This is a genomic window from Streptomyces sp. NBC_00483 (assembly GCF_036013745.1).
GTDB lineage: Bacteria > Actinomycetota > Actinomycetes > Streptomycetales > Streptomycetaceae > Streptomyces.
This window is the reverse complement of sequence record NZ_CP107880.1, coordinates 5,596,972-5,609,356: the sequence shown is the minus strand read 5'-3', so window position 1 is coordinate 5,609,356 and position 12,385 is coordinate 5,596,972. Positions and strand designations below refer to the sequence as shown.

The following is a 12,385-nucleotide window of genomic DNA, read 5'->3' as shown; positions in this document are numbered from 1 at the left end:
TCGAGAGCTCAGGAGCTGCCGAACATGGCGCGAACCCCGAAGGCCTCTGCCGCAGGAAAGGGGCCAGCCGCCCCGGTCGTAGGAAACGCCCCCCGTCGTGTCGCCGTCGTCGCCGGAAACCGCATCCCGTTCGCGCGCTCCGACGGCCCGTACGCGACCGCGTCCAACCAGGACATGCTGACCGCCGCGCTCGACGGCCTCGTGGGGCGGATGAAGCTCCACGAGCCGGGCGCCGTCGGCGAGTTCGTGGCGGGCGCCGTGCTCAAGCACAGCCGCGACTTCAACCTCGCGCGCGAGACCGTGCTCGGCTCGATGCTGGACGCGCGCACGCCCGCGTACGACATCCAGCAGGCCTGCGGCACCGGCCTGCAAGCCGTGATCGCCGCCGCCAACAAGATCGCGCTCGGCCAGACCGAGAGCGCGATCGCGGGCGGCTCCGACACCGCGAGCGACGCCCCGCTGGGCGTCAACGACGAGCTGCGCAAGATCCTCCTCGAGGCCCGCCGCGCCAAGTCGGCGGGCGCCAGGATCAAGGCGCTCGCCAAGGTCAGGCCGGGGCATCTGATCCCCGACATCCCGCGCAACGCCGAGCCGCGCACCCGCCTGTCCATGGGCGAGCACGCCGCCGTCACCGCGCGCGCGTGGGGCATCGCGCGCGAGGCCCAGGACGAGCTGGCCGCCACCAGCCATCAGCGGCTCGCGGCGGCGTACGACCGCGGGCTCCTGGAGGAACTCGTCGTGCCGTATCGGGGACTTGAGCGAGACCAGAATCTGCGCCCGGGCTCGACGGTCGAGAAACTCGGCACGCTGAAGCCGGTGTTCGGGGTCAAGGGCGAGAACCCGACCATGACGGCCGGGAATTCGACGCCGCTGACGGACGGCGCGGCGGTGGTGCTGCTCGCGAGCGAGGAGTGGGCGAAGGCCCGCGGCCTCGAACCGCTCGCGTATCTGACCGCGTACGAGACCGCGGCCGTGGACTTCGTCGACGGTGACGTCACCGGTGGCGAAGGCGACGGGCTGCTCATGGCGCCCGCGTACGCCGTGCCGCGAATGCTGGAGCGGGCCGGGCTCGGGATCGAGGACTTCGACCTGTTCGAGGTGCACGAGGCGTTCGCCTCACAGGTGCTGGCGACGCTCGCGGCGTGGGAGAAGACGGGGCTCGCGCCGGTCGACCGGGACCGGTTGAACGTGGCGGGGTCGTCCCTCGCGACCGGGCATCCCTTCGCGGCGACGGGCGCGCGGATCGTCGCCACGCTTGCGAAGTTGCTGGCGGAGCGCGGAGGTTCGGGCCGCGGCCTGATCTCGATCTGCGCCGCGGGCGGGCAGGGAGTCACCGCGATCCTGGAGCGGGCCTGACCAGGCCGACCATCTCGGCAAAGGCAACCATCCCAGCCCCGGCCGTCCAGTAGGCCCGCACCGACAGCGCACCAACGACACGTGCCCCGCACCCGATTTCACGGGTGCGGGGCACGTGTCGCAACGAGCCTGGGGACGTCAGGCTGCGGCAACCACAGCCTGCGACTCGTCGATGGGGGAAGACGTGGCCGTCTGGTACTTGTCGCGGTCGAGGATCTTCTCCCGCGCAGACACGATCAACGGCACCGCAACTTGGCCCGCAACGTTCGTCGCCGTCCGCATCATGTCCAGGATCGGGTCGATCGCGAGGAGCAGGCCCACGCCCTCCATCGGCAGGCCGAGCGTCGACAGGGTCAGCGTCAGCATGACCGTGGCGCCCGTCAGACCGGCGGTGGCGGCGGAACCGATCACCGACACGAAGGCGATGAGCAGGTAGTCACCGACGTTGAGGTCGATGCCGAAGATCTGCGCGACGAAGATCGCGGCGATCGCCGGGTAGATCGAGGCGCAACCGTCCATCTTGGTCGTCGAGCCGAACGGCACGGAGAAGGAGGCGTACTCCTTCGGAACGCCGAGGCGCTCGGTGACCCGCTGCGTCAGCGGCATCGTGCCGACCGAGGAACGCGAGACGAAGGCCAGCTGGATCGCGGGCCAGGCGCCCTTGAAGAACTGCAGCGGGCTGAGCTTCGCGACCGTGGCGAGCAGCAGCGGGTAGACGCCGAAGAGGACCAGGGCGCAGCCGACGTAGATGTCGGCGGTGAACGTCGCGTACTTGCTGATCAGGTTCCAGCCGTACGTGGCGATGGCGTTGCCGATGAGGCCGATGGTGCCGATCGGGGCGAGCTTGATGACCCACCACAGGGCCTTCTGGAGCAGTTCGAGGACCGACTCGGAGAGCGTCAGGATCGGCTGGGCCTTCTCGCCGACCTTCAGGATGGCGATGCCGGCGACGGCGGCCATGAAGACGATCTGCAGCACGTTCAGCTCGGTGAACGGCGTGATGATGTCCTTCGGGATGATGCCGGTGAGGAAGTCGATCCAGGAGCCGGCCTGGTCCGGCTTGGCGCCGTCCTTCGGGGTCAGGCCGGTGCCGGCGCCCGGGTTGGTGAGCAGCCCGATGGCGAGGCCGATGACGACCGCGATCAGCGACGTGACCATGAACCAGATCAGCGTGCGCGAGGCGAGCCGGGCGGCGTTGTTGACCTTACGAAGGTTGGTGATGGACACCAGGATCGCGAAGAAGACCAGCGGGGCGACGGCCAGCTTCAGGAGCTGGATGAAGGTGTCGCCGACCTTCTGCAGGGTGGTGACGAGCCAGGAGACGTCCTGGCTGCGGGCCAGCCAGCCGAGCAGCACACCCAGGACGAGGCCGCCGAGGATCTGCGCCCAGAACGGGATCTTGGGTATGCGGAAGCCGGACTTCTGTTCGGCTGCGGGGGTGTTCGCGGACACGGAGGCACTCCTGTGATGACACGCGGGGACAAGTCAGGGGGCGTTCAGGAGCGGCGACCGTGGGACGTGGTCAACGGCGCCGCTGCATCGCTTCGGCCAAGGAAGTCGAAACTGCGCGATCAGGCGCGACAGGCCGCGGACATGCAGCGGCAGAGATCGACATGCAGGCGCTCCACGAGCGCGATGCCCGTGGCGGTTCGAGGCGCAACTGATGTCTTCATGACAGGAACGTTAACACCGCAACTTTGGGAACATCAAAGGGCTTCTTTGGGGCAGATGAGGTGCCCGTACGGGCCCAAAGCGGCATTTACCTTGAAAATGCAGGCGACCCCGGCACCTGATCCGGTGCCGGGGTCGTGCTGACTGTGAGGAAGCTTACGCGGGCCCTACAGAAGCAGGTCCTTCAGAAGCAGGGGGCGCTCACGCCTCCTGGGTGTGGGCGCTGGTGCGGGCGGCGTCGTCCGCCTCGTCCTCCATGGAGCGGTTGGCCGCCATGTTCGACTTGGCGCGGTCCACGCGGGCGACGACCTTCTCGGAGGCGCGGTCGCGCTCGCCGCGCAGCACGACGTAGCTGATGGGTGCGGAGATCACCAGGCCGAGCAGCGCGATCCACATCCAGTAGGAGCCGCCGATACCGGCGGGCACGATGCCGGTGGCGACGAGACCCCAGACGACGAGGAAGCAGCCCACGAAGATCCCGAGCCGCATCAGCGTGTAGCGGAGCATGTCAATCCACTCTTCCGTTCCGAAATGGTGTCCTTACAGGACGAGCGCCCCTCCAGTGAAGCACGGGGAGGGGCGTCCGATTTCAGCGGGGGCTCGTGGCGTCGGATCAGCCACCGGTTCTTGCGGACGGCGGACAGCTGGGCCCGGACGTCCGAACGTCACGGCCTCGCCTCTGGTTACGCTCGGGCCCATGCGCACCACATCTCCCCTCACCTTCGAACTCGACCCGTCGGTCGACCCCGACCTGCGCGACGGGCTCCTCACCCTGTGGTCGGACGTGACGAACGCCGGCGGCGCGGTCGGCTTCGTCCCGCCGGTCACGCCAGAGGACATACGCCCGGAGCTGGTCAAGCGCCTCGCGGACCTCGCCGGGGGCCGGACCCGGCTCCTCGTGGGCCGCGACGAGCACGGCAGGGTCGCGGCGTCGGCCTTCCTCGCGTACAACCAGCACCGCCTGATGAAGCACCACTTGTGGCTCTACACGGTGATGGTCCACCCCGAGCACCAGGGCAAGGGCTACGGCCGCGCCCTGATGTCGGCGGCCGCCGAGGTCGCCCGCACCTTCGAGGGCATCGAGGCCCTCCGCCTCACCTGCCGCGGCGGCACGGGCGCGGACGCCTTCTACGCGGCCTGCGACTACAAAGAGGTCGGCCGCGTCCCGGGCGCGATACGGGTGGCCCCGGGCGACGACCGAGACGACGTCCACATGATGCTGCCGCTCCACTAAAGCCCCTGCGGCGATTGAGCAGCGGGGTCCGGGGCAGAGCCCCGATCTTTCCAGCCCCGCCGGCGCTTGAGGCGCGGGGTCCGGGGCAGAGCCCCGTGGCCTAGGCGGACGACGACCGCAACGAGAACGGGCCCCGGCCAGAACCGGGACCCGCCAAAATCACACCCGCATCGGCTGCGGCGCATCCCGCCGCCCCGGATCCGCCCCCTCGTACTCCCGAATGATCTCGTACCGCGTATTCCGCTCAACCGGCCGGAACCCCGCGTCACGGATCAGATCGAGCAGATCCTCACGCGTCATCTTGTTCGGCGTCCCGTAGTTGTCCGCGTCATGCGTGATCTTGTACTCGACGACCGAGCCGTCCATGTCGTCCGCCCCGTGCTGCAGCGCGAGCTGTGTGGTGTGCAGCCCGTGCATGACCCAGAAGCACTTCACGTGCGGCACGTTGTCGAACAGCAGCCGCGACACGGCGAAGGTCTTCAGCGCCTCGGCGCCCGTGGCCATGGTCGTCCGCGCCTGCAGCTTGTTGCGGACCTTGCCGTCCTGCATGTCGACGAAGTCGTGCTGGTAGCGCAGCGGGATGAAGACCTGGAAGCCGCCGGTCTCGTCCTGCAGTTCGCGCAGCCGCAGCACGTGGTCGACGCGGTGCCGGGGCTCCTCGATGTGCCCGTACAGCATCGTGCTGGGCGTCTTGAGGCCCTTCTCGTGCGCGAGCCGGTGGATCCGCGACCAGTCCTCCCAGTGGGTGTCGTGGTCGACGATGTGCTGCCGGATCTCCCAGTCGAAGATCTCGGCGCCACCACCGGTGAGGGACTCCAGACCGGCCTCGATCAGCTCGTCGAGGATCTCGGACGCGCTCATCCCGGAGATCTTCTCGAAGTGGTGGATCTCGGTGGCGGTGAAGGCCTTGAGCCCGACGTTCGGCAGCGCCTCCTTGAGGGCCTTGAGCGAACGCGGGTAGTAGCGCCACGGCAGGTTCGGGTGCAGTCCGTTGACGATGTGGAGTTCCGTGAGGTTCTCCGACTCCATCGCCTGGGCGAGCTTGACGGCCTCCTCGATGCGCATCGTGTAGGCGTCCTTCTCGCCGGGCTTGCGCTGGAAGGAGCAGTACGCGCAGGAGGCGGTGCACACGTTCGTCATGTTCAGGTGACGGTTGACGTTGAAGTGCACGACGTCGCCGTTCTTCCGCGTCCGCACCTCGTGGGCGAGGCCGCCGAGCCAGGCCAGGTCGTCCGACTCGTAGAGCGCGATGCCGTCCTCGCGGGACAGCCGCTCACCGTCCCTGACCTTCTGCTCCAGCTCGCGCTTGAGCCCTGCGTCCATGCCCGTACCTTCCCTCAACTCAACAGACCAGCCCACCGTACGCCCCGGGGCTCACACCTCTTCGGGAAGCTCCCCCACCCGGTTCTCCCACTTCGTGGAGAGAATGATCGTGGTACGGGTCCGGGACACGCCCTTCGTGCCGCTGAGCCGACGGATCGTCCGCTCCAGGCTGTCCACGTCGCCCGCGCGAACCTTCAGCATGTACGAGTCGTCGCCCGCGATGAACCAGCAGTCCTCGATCTCGTGCAGGTCGCGCAGGCGGTGCGCCACGTCCTCGTGGTCGGCCGCGTCGGAGAGCGAGATGCCGATGAGGGCGGTGACACCGAGGCCGAGCGAGGCGGAGTCGACGGTGGCGCGGTAGCCGGTGATCACGCCGGCCGCCTCGAGGCGGTTGATGCGGTCCGTGACGCTGGGTCCGGACAGGCCGACGAGCCGGCCCAACTCCGCATACGAGGCGCGGCCGTTCTCGCGCAGGGCCTGGATGAGCTGCCTGTCCACGGCGTCCATAAGGTCCAATGCCTTTCATTGTTCAGCGTTGACGCGAGCTTATGTACAGAAACGAAGGCGCGCTAGGGTGAATCCCCGCAAAATCCAAAGTTCTTCACTCGGGGCGACGGAGCCCCCTCACGTACGGGGAACGGCGTCACTCGGCTGCACGGGAGCCTCCCCCGAGCTCGCCCTCCCAGCGGCGGTACAGCGTGTGCGGCACACCCGCCGCGTCCAGCGTCCGCCCCGCGACGAAGTCCACGAGGTCCTGGATGTGCGTCGCCCCCGCGTAGAAGGCCGGTGACGCCGGCAGCACCACGGCGCCCGCCTCGTCGAGCGCCACCAGGTGCTTGAGGGTCTGCCCGTTCAGCGGCGTCTCCCGTACGGCGACGATCAGCGACCGCCGCTCCTTGAGCGTGACACTCGCCGCGCGCTGCAGCAGATCCTTCGAGAGTCCGAGCGCGACTCCGGCCACGCACGCCGTCGAAGCGGGCACGATGATCATGCCCTTGACCGGGTACGAGCCGGAGGAAGGACCGGCCGCGAGATCACCTGCGGGCCAGTACCGCACGTCGTCGAGCCCGACGCCACGGAACGTGTCCGGCTTGCCGTCGGCGCCGCGCGCCAGCCACTCCGCCAGGTCCTCGCGCCAGTGCGCGTCCCGCAGCGGGATCCCCGTCTCGTCGAGCAGCGTGAGCCGCGAGGCCCGCGAGACGACGAGGTCGACGGCTTCGCCCGCCGCGAGCAGGGCGCGCAGCACGGAAGCGGCGTACGGGGTTCCTGAGGCGCCGGACACCCCGACGACCCACGGCCTGCGGCTGCTTGCTTTGACGTGCTCCACACCACGAGCCTATCCGGCGGCCCTGCGGGGGAACTTGAGCAGGGGCGGTGAGCGTTCTTTCCATGACGGGCGGGGGCTGGGATGACGTACGACGACGGATCGGGCCGGGCGGCGGTCCTGCGGCGGCCGAGGCGTGAGCGGGCACTGACGGCGGGCAAGGTGATGGTCGCCTGGGTGGCCCTGCTCTGGCTCCTCGAAGTGGTCGACGCGGCGTCGGGCGGCGCTCTGGACACCTTCGGCATTCAGCCGCGCGAGCCTTCCGAGTTGATCGACGTCGTCCCGGCGTCCTTCATCCACTTCGGCTTCGCCCATGTCGCGGCGAATTCGATACCCCTGCTGGTCCTCGGATTCGTCGCGGCGCTCGGCGGGCTGCGCCGCTTCTTCCTGGCCTGCGCCCTGATCGTCGTCGCGGACGGCCTCGGGGTGTGGCTGGTGGCCCCGTCCCACACGAACACGGCGGGCGCATCGGGCCTGATATTCGGCCTGTTCGCCTTCGTCGTCCTGTCCGGCTTCGTGGAGCGCCGCCCGCTCGGCATCATCGTCGGCGTCCTCATAGCCGCGTACTGGGGCACGTCGTTCCTGGCGGGCCTCTCCCCCACGAACGACGGGGTGAGCTGGCAGGGCCACCTGATCGGGCTGACCGCTGGTGTGGCGGCGGCGTTCCTGTTCCGCCGCCGCCCATCGGCCCAGCAGGGCCCGTCCTAGGGCCTGATCCAAACGACAGGCCCTAGACCGTCAGCCCCCGCACCAGCAGGTCGAGCAGGGCGCACACGAAGAGTGCGATGCCGATGAAGCCGTTGACCTGGAAGAACGCCCGGTTCAGGCGGGACAGGTCGTGGGGCTTCACGATCGAGTGCTCGTAGAGGAACGCGCCTGCGACGATCACGAGGCCGACCCAGAAGAAGGTGCCCGCGTCGGTGGCCAGGGCGTACCAGACGAACAGGGCCGTCGTGAGGGTGTGGCAGACGCGCGCGCCCCAGATCGCGCCGGGGATGCCGAAGCGCGCCGGGACCGACTTCACGCCGACCTCGCGGTCCGTCTCCACGTCCTGGCAGGCGTAGATGAGGTCGAAGCCGCCGATCCAGATGCCGACCGCGAGACCGAGGATGACGGCCGTCCAGGACCACTCGCCCGTGATCGCGATCCACGCGCCGATCGGGCCCATCGCCTGGGCGAGGCCCAGGATCGCCTGCGGGAAGTTCGTGAACCGCTTGCCGTACGGGTAGACCACCATCGGGATCACCGCGATGGGCGCGAGCGCCAGGCAGAGCGGGTTCAGGAGCGCCGCCGAGGCCAGGAAGACGACCAGGGCGATCAGCGCGCCGGTCCAGGCCGACTTCACCGACACCGCGCCCGTCACCAGTTCGCGGTGCGCGGTGCGCGGGTTGCGGGCGTCGATCTCGCGGTCGATGATCCGGTTCGCCGCCATCGCGAACGTCCGCAGGCCCACCATGCAGATGGTGACCAGGAGGAGTCGGCCCCAGTGGATGTTCTCGTCCAGCTGGAACATCGCCGTGAGGGCCGCGATGTAGGCGAAGGGCAGCGCGAAGACCGAGTGCTCGATCATGACCAGGCGCAGAAACGCCTTGGTCCGTCCCGGCTGCTGCGGGATTGCTGCTGAAGCGCTGGTCACGAGAGTCCGTACTCCTTCCAACGACGGTCCACGAGGGCCGCCGTACGGGGGTCGGAGACGACCATCTCGGGCCAGCCTCCGTCCCTCGTGTAGCCCTCCTCGGGCCACTTCTTCGTCGCGTCGATGCCCGCCTTGCCGCCCCAGAACTGCTGGTACGAGGCGTGGTCGAGGTGGTCGACCGGCCCCTCGGCCACGGTCAGGTCACGGGCGTAGTCCGTGTTCCCGAGCGCGCGCCACGAGACTTCATGAAGATCGTGGACGTCGCAATCGGAGTCGACGACGACGATGAGCTTCGTCAGCGACATCATGTGCGCGCCCCAGATCGCGGACATGACCTTCTGGGCGTGCTTCGGGTACTTCTTGTCGATCGAGACGATCGCGCAGTTGTGGAAGCCGCCGGACTCCGGCAGGTGGTAGTCCACGATGTCCGGGACGATCACCTTGAGCAGCGGCAGGAAGAAGCGCTCCGTGGCGCGGCCCAGCGGACCGTCCTCCGTCGGCGGGCGCCCGACCACGATCGACTGAATCAGCGGGCGCTTGCGCATCGTCACGCAGTCGATCTTCAGCGCCGGGAACGGCTCCTGCGGCGTGTAGAAGCCGGTGTGGTCCCCGAAGGGGCCCTCCGGGAGCATCTCGCCCGGCTCCAGCCAGCCCTCGATGACGACCTCGGCGTTGGCCGGGACCTGCAGCGGCACCGTCTTGCAGTCGACCATCTCGACGCGCTTGCCCTGGATGAACCCGGCCAGCATGTACTCGTCCATGTCGCCGGGCAGCGGCGCCGTCGACGCGTACGTGACCGCCGGCGGGCAGCCGAAGGCGATGGCGACGGGCAGCTTCTCGCCCCGCTTGGCGGCCACCTGGTAGTGGTTCCGGCTGTCCTTGTGGATCTGCCAGTGCATGCCGATGGTGCGCTTGTCGTGGCGCTGCAGGCGGTAGAGCCCGAGGTTGCGGATGCCCGTCTCGGGGTCCTTGGTGTGGGTGAGCCCCAGGTTGAAGAAGGAGCCGCCGTCCTCCGGCCAGGTGAACAGCGCCGGCAGCTTGTCGAGGTCGACGTCCTCGCCCTGCAGCACGACCTCCTGGACGGGGGCCGCGTCCGACTTCACCTTCTTCGGCGGTACGTGCGTCATCGCGCCGAGCTTGCCGAACGCCTCGCGGATGCCGACGAAGCCCTGCGGCAGCTCCGGCTTCAGCAGGCCGCCGATCTTGTCGCTGATGTCGTCGTACGACTTGAGGCCGAGTGCCTTGAGGAGGCGCCGGTCGGTGCCGTACACGTTCATCGCGAGGGGCATCGACGCGCCCTTCACGTTCTCGAAGAGGAGGGCGGGGCCGCCGGCCTTGTTCACCCGGTCGACGATCTCACCGACCTCCAAGTACGGGTCGACCTCGGCCTTGATGCGCTTCAGGTCGCCCTCGCGCTCCAGAGCCCTGAGCAGGGAGCGAAGATCGTCGTAAGCCATGCGTTCCAGTATCGGGCAACCGTTAACCTGGCCGAGTCACCGGGGGCCCAGTACGCCCCGTTCCGTTCCTTGGGGGATCGCGACACCATGCTGCGCTACTTGCCCTTCCTGTTGGTCCTGGCGCTCTGGATCTACGCGTTCATCGACTGCCTGAACACCCCGGAAAAAGAGGTGCGCAAGCTGCCCAAGGTGGTGTGGGTCATCATCATCCTGCTGTTCGGCGAGGTCCTGCTCGGACCGATCGCCTGGCTGGTGGTGGGCAGGCCGCGCCGCACCCCCACGGGTGGCGGCAGCACGAAGTTCGTCGCGCCCGACGACAACCCCGAATTCCTGCGGTCCCTGAAGGACGACGACAAAAAGGACGAATGAGCACCATGGATCTCGATCTCGCCCGCACCTGGCTCGCCACCGCCGTGGAGGAGGCGAGGGCCGGCCTCGCGGAGGGCGGCATCCCGATCGGCGGCGCCCTGTACTCCGCCGACGGCAAGCTCCTCGGCCGCGGCCACAACCGGCGCGTGCAGGACGCCGACCCGTCCTCGCACGGGGAGACCGACGCGTTCCGCAACGCCGGGCGGCAGCGCACGTACAAGGGCACCACGATGGTGACCACGCTCAGCCCCTGCTGGTACTGCTCGGGTCTGGTGCGGCAGTTCGGGATCTCGCGCGTGGTGGTCGGTGAGGCGCGCACCTTCCACGGCGGGCACGACTGGCTCGCCGAGCACGGCGTCGAGATCGTGCTGCTCGACGACCCCGAGTGCGTCGCCATGATGGAGGACTTCATCGCGGCGAAGCCGCAGCTGTGGAACGAGGACATCGGCGAATGAGCCGTTGGTAGTGAAAGGCGCGTGACGGTGAAGGGCGCGCGGCAGTGAAGGGCGCGTACAAGTTGTACGCCGTCGCGCCCCCTGAAGCGGACGGTGCGCCCCTGTGCGGGACCGCTCCGCACCCGGACACTCAGGGGGCATGACGACCGCCCCGGGCACCACTCCCACCAGCACGTCCCCATCGCCTCCCGCCTACGGCGACAAGATCGTCGCCGTGGAGACGGCCGGGGCGGAGCCGATCCCCGACGCCGAACGGCACGGCGGTCCACGGCAGCTGCTGTGGACCTGGGCCTCGCCGAACATCGAGTTCGCGACGGTCTACATCGGCGTGATCTCCGTACTCTTCTTCGGCCTCAGCTTCTGGCAGGCGGCCGCGGCCCTGCTCCTCGGCACCGCGCTCGGCGCGCTGACGCAGGGGATCCTGTCGCTGGACGGACCACGGTTCGGCGTGCCGCAGATGGCGATCGGGCGCCTCGCCTTCGGCTTCCGCGGCAACGCGCTGCCCGCGGGGGTCAACGCCCTGGTGGCGGGCGTCGGTTGGTTCGCCGTGAACAGTGTGAGCGCCGCGTTCGCCCTGAACACGCTGACCGGTCTGCGGCCGCCGCCCTCGCTGCTCGTGGTCGTCGCCGCCGAGATCGTCATCGGCTTCATCGGCCACAACTTCGTGCACACCTTCGAGCGGTACGCGTTCCCGGTGCTCGCCGTCGTCTTCCTCGTGGCGGGCGTCTGGACGTTCGGCGAGGCGGACCTGTCGGCGGCCGGTGGCGGGGGCGGCATCGGCGGCTTCCTGCTCGCGTTCAGCTCGGCGTGGGGGTACGCGGCGGGCTGGAACCCGAACGCTTCGGACTACTCGCGCTATCTGCCGCGCACCGCGAACCGCTTCCGTACGGTGCTGTACCCGGCGCTCGGCATGTTCCTGTCCGTCTCGGTCGTGGCACTGACCGGCGCGGCGTCGGCGACGATCGCCGCGCCGGCGGACGCGACGCCCACGGCCGCGTTCACCGGCCATCTCCCGTCCTGGCTCGGCCACTTGGTGCTCGTGGCGATCATCCTGGGCGCGATCTCGGCGAACGCCCTCAACATCTACTCGTCCTCCATGTCGATCACCTCCATCGGCCTGCGGCTGCCGCGGTGGCTCGGCCGCAGCACGCTGGTCGTCCTGACGGGTCTCGCGGGCACGGCAGCGGCGTGGTCCTCGCTCTCCGACGCGGGGCACGCGTACGAGGCGTTCCTGCTGGTGATCGCGTACTGGATCGGCCCATGGCTGGGCGTGGTGCTCACGGAGCGGTGGCGCTCGCGACGCGCACCCGGGGCCGACCTCGCCGGCCGCCTCGGCAACCCCGGATTCTCCAACTGGCCGGGCTTCGCAGCCCTGTTGGCGGGCATCGCGGTCTCCGTCCCGCTCTTCTCGAACCAGGAGCAGTACGCGGGGTGGGCGGCGCGGCACTGGCCCTCGCTCGGCGACGTGACGTGTCTGGTCGGCTTCGTGGTGAGCGCGGTGGTGTACGCGACCACTTGCCGAGTGTTCGCCGCGCGTCGTACAGTCTGAGCCGTTGGTGT

12 protein-coding genes and 1 pseudogene are annotated in these 12,385 nt (G+C 69.1%); 6 read left to right on the top strand and 7 right to left on the bottom strand.

Annotated elements, in window-relative coordinates:
- Positions 1 to 24: 24 nt before the first annotated feature.
- On the top strand, positions 25 to 1,356 hold the full coding sequence (locus OHA73_RS25155; protein WP_327656191.1) for an acetyl-CoA C-acetyltransferase: 1,332 nt from the start codon (positions 25 to 27) through the stop codon (positions 1,354 to 1,356).
- A 138-nt stretch (positions 1,357 to 1,494) separates the two neighbouring features.
- Here OHA73_RS25155 and OHA73_RS25150 read toward each other — a convergent pair whose 3' ends face one another.
- Positions 1,495 to 2,808 (bottom strand): dicarboxylate/amino acid:cation symporter, encoded by a 1,314-nt coding sequence (locus OHA73_RS25150; protein ID WP_327656190.1) that lies wholly within the window; start codon positions 2,806 to 2,808, stop codon positions 1,495 to 1,497.
- A gap of 420 nt (positions 2,809 to 3,228) precedes the next feature.
- Positions 3,229 to 3,534 (bottom strand): DUF4229 domain-containing protein, encoded by a 306-nt coding sequence (locus OHA73_RS25145; protein ID WP_266712852.1) that lies wholly within the window; start codon positions 3,532 to 3,534, stop codon positions 3,229 to 3,231.
- Positions 3,535 to 3,724: 190 nt separating this feature from the next.
- On the opposite strand from OHA73_RS25145, the gene OHA73_RS25140 reads away from it, so the two are divergent.
- Positions 3,725 to 4,261 (top strand): GNAT family N-acetyltransferase, encoded by a 537-nt coding sequence (locus OHA73_RS25140; protein ID WP_266712850.1) that lies wholly within the window; start codon positions 3,725 to 3,727, stop codon positions 4,259 to 4,261.
- A gap of 159 nt (positions 4,262 to 4,420) precedes the next feature.
- Here OHA73_RS25140 and mqnE read toward each other — a convergent pair whose 3' ends face one another.
- The 3 genes from mqnE to OHA73_RS25125 form a co-directional block, all read right to left on the bottom strand.
- On the bottom strand, positions 4,421 to 5,584 hold the full coding sequence (mqnE, locus tag OHA73_RS25135; protein WP_266712848.1) for an aminofutalosine synthase MqnE: 1,164 nt from the start codon (positions 5,582 to 5,584) through the stop codon (positions 4,421 to 4,423).
- Positions 5,585 to 5,635: 51 nt separating this feature from the next.
- Positions 5,636 to 6,091: an Lrp/AsnC family transcriptional regulator gene (locus OHA73_RS25130; RefSeq protein ID WP_266712846.1), complete on the bottom strand. Its 456-nt coding sequence runs from the start codon at positions 6,089 to 6,091 to the stop codon at positions 5,636 to 5,638.
- Between the two features lie 136 nt (positions 6,092 to 6,227).
- Positions 6,228 to 6,911, bottom strand: coding sequence for a UbiX family flavin prenyltransferase (locus OHA73_RS25125; protein WP_327656189.1), 684 nt, complete (start codon positions 6,909 to 6,911; stop codon positions 6,228 to 6,230).
- An 81-nt stretch (positions 6,912 to 6,992) separates the two neighbouring features.
- Between OHA73_RS25125 and OHA73_RS25120 the strand changes: the two genes are divergently transcribed.
- Entirely contained in the window at positions 6,993 to 7,616 is a 624-nt protein-coding gene (locus OHA73_RS25120; RefSeq protein ID WP_327656188.1) for a rhomboid family intramembrane serine protease, read from the top strand.
- A gap of 22 nt (positions 7,617 to 7,638) precedes the next feature.
- Here the strand turns inward: OHA73_RS25120 and mqnP are convergent, their stop codons facing one another.
- Positions 7,639 to 8,544: a menaquinone biosynthesis prenyltransferase MqnP gene (mqnP, locus tag OHA73_RS25115; protein ID WP_266712840.1), complete on the bottom strand. Its 906-nt coding sequence runs from the start codon at positions 8,542 to 8,544 to the stop codon at positions 7,639 to 7,641.
- Positions 8,541 to 10,001: a menaquinone biosynthesis decarboxylase gene (locus OHA73_RS25110; RefSeq protein WP_267069573.1), complete on the bottom strand. Its 1,461-nt coding sequence runs from the start codon at positions 9,999 to 10,001 to the stop codon at positions 8,541 to 8,543. Before OHA73_RS25110 ends, mqnP begins: the two co-directional genes overlap by 4 nt.
- Before the next feature lie 87 nt (positions 10,002 to 10,088).
- Between OHA73_RS25110 and OHA73_RS25105 the strand changes: the two are divergent.
- From OHA73_RS25105 to OHA73_RS25095, 3 genes and pseudogenes are all read left to right on the top strand, one after another.
- Positions 10,089 to 10,367, top strand: a pseudogene (locus OHA73_RS25105) (PLD nuclease N-terminal domain-containing protein); the annotation flags it as partial.
- A gap of 8 nt (positions 10,368 to 10,375) precedes the next feature.
- Positions 10,376 to 10,825 carry a nucleoside deaminase gene (locus OHA73_RS25100; protein WP_266718776.1) on the top strand — a complete coding sequence of 150 codons (450 nt, stop codon included), beginning with the start codon at positions 10,376 to 10,378 and terminating at the stop codon, positions 10,823 to 10,825.
- Positions 10,826 to 10,964: 139 nt separating this feature from the next.
- Positions 10,965 to 12,374, top strand: a complete 1,410-nt coding sequence (locus OHA73_RS25095) for a purine-cytosine permease family protein (RefSeq protein WP_327656187.1) — start codon at positions 10,965 to 10,967, stop codon at positions 12,372 to 12,374.
- Positions 12,375 to 12,385: the final 11 nt, after the last annotated feature.

Bases quoted from the DNA above. Each gene is read 5' to 3' on its own strand.
- OHA73_RS25155 (WP_327656191.1), top strand. From the start codon at position 25: ATGGCGCGAACCCCGAAGGCCTCTGCCGCAGGAAAGGGGCCAGCCGCC.
- OHA73_RS25145 (WP_266712852.1), bottom strand. From the start codon at position 3,534: ATGCTCCGCTACACGCTGATGCGGCTCGGGATCTTCGTGGGCTGCTTC.
- OHA73_RS25140 (WP_266712850.1), top strand. From the start codon at position 3,725: ATGCGCACCACATCTCCCCTCACCTTCGAACTCGACCCGTCGGTCGAC.
- mqnE (WP_266712848.1), bottom strand. From the start codon at position 5,584: ATGGACGCAGGGCTCAAGCGCGAGCTGGAGCAGAAGGTCAGGGACGGT.
- OHA73_RS25130 (WP_266712846.1), bottom strand. From the start codon at position 6,091: ATGGACGCCGTGGACAGGCAGCTCATCCAGGCCCTGCGCGAGAACGGC.
- OHA73_RS25120 (WP_327656188.1), top strand. From the start codon at position 6,993: ATGACGTACGACGACGGATCGGGCCGGGCGGCGGTCCTGCGGCGGCCG.
- OHA73_RS25110 (WP_267069573.1), bottom strand. From the start codon at position 10,001: ATGGCTTACGACGATCTTCGCTCCCTGCTCAGGGCTCTGGAGCGCGAG.
- OHA73_RS25100 (WP_266718776.1), top strand. From the start codon at position 10,376: ATGGATCTCGATCTCGCCCGCACCTGGCTCGCCACCGCCGTGGAGGAG.
- OHA73_RS25095 (WP_327656187.1), top strand. From the start codon at position 10,965: ATGACGACCGCCCCGGGCACCACTCCCACCAGCACGTCCCCATCGCCT.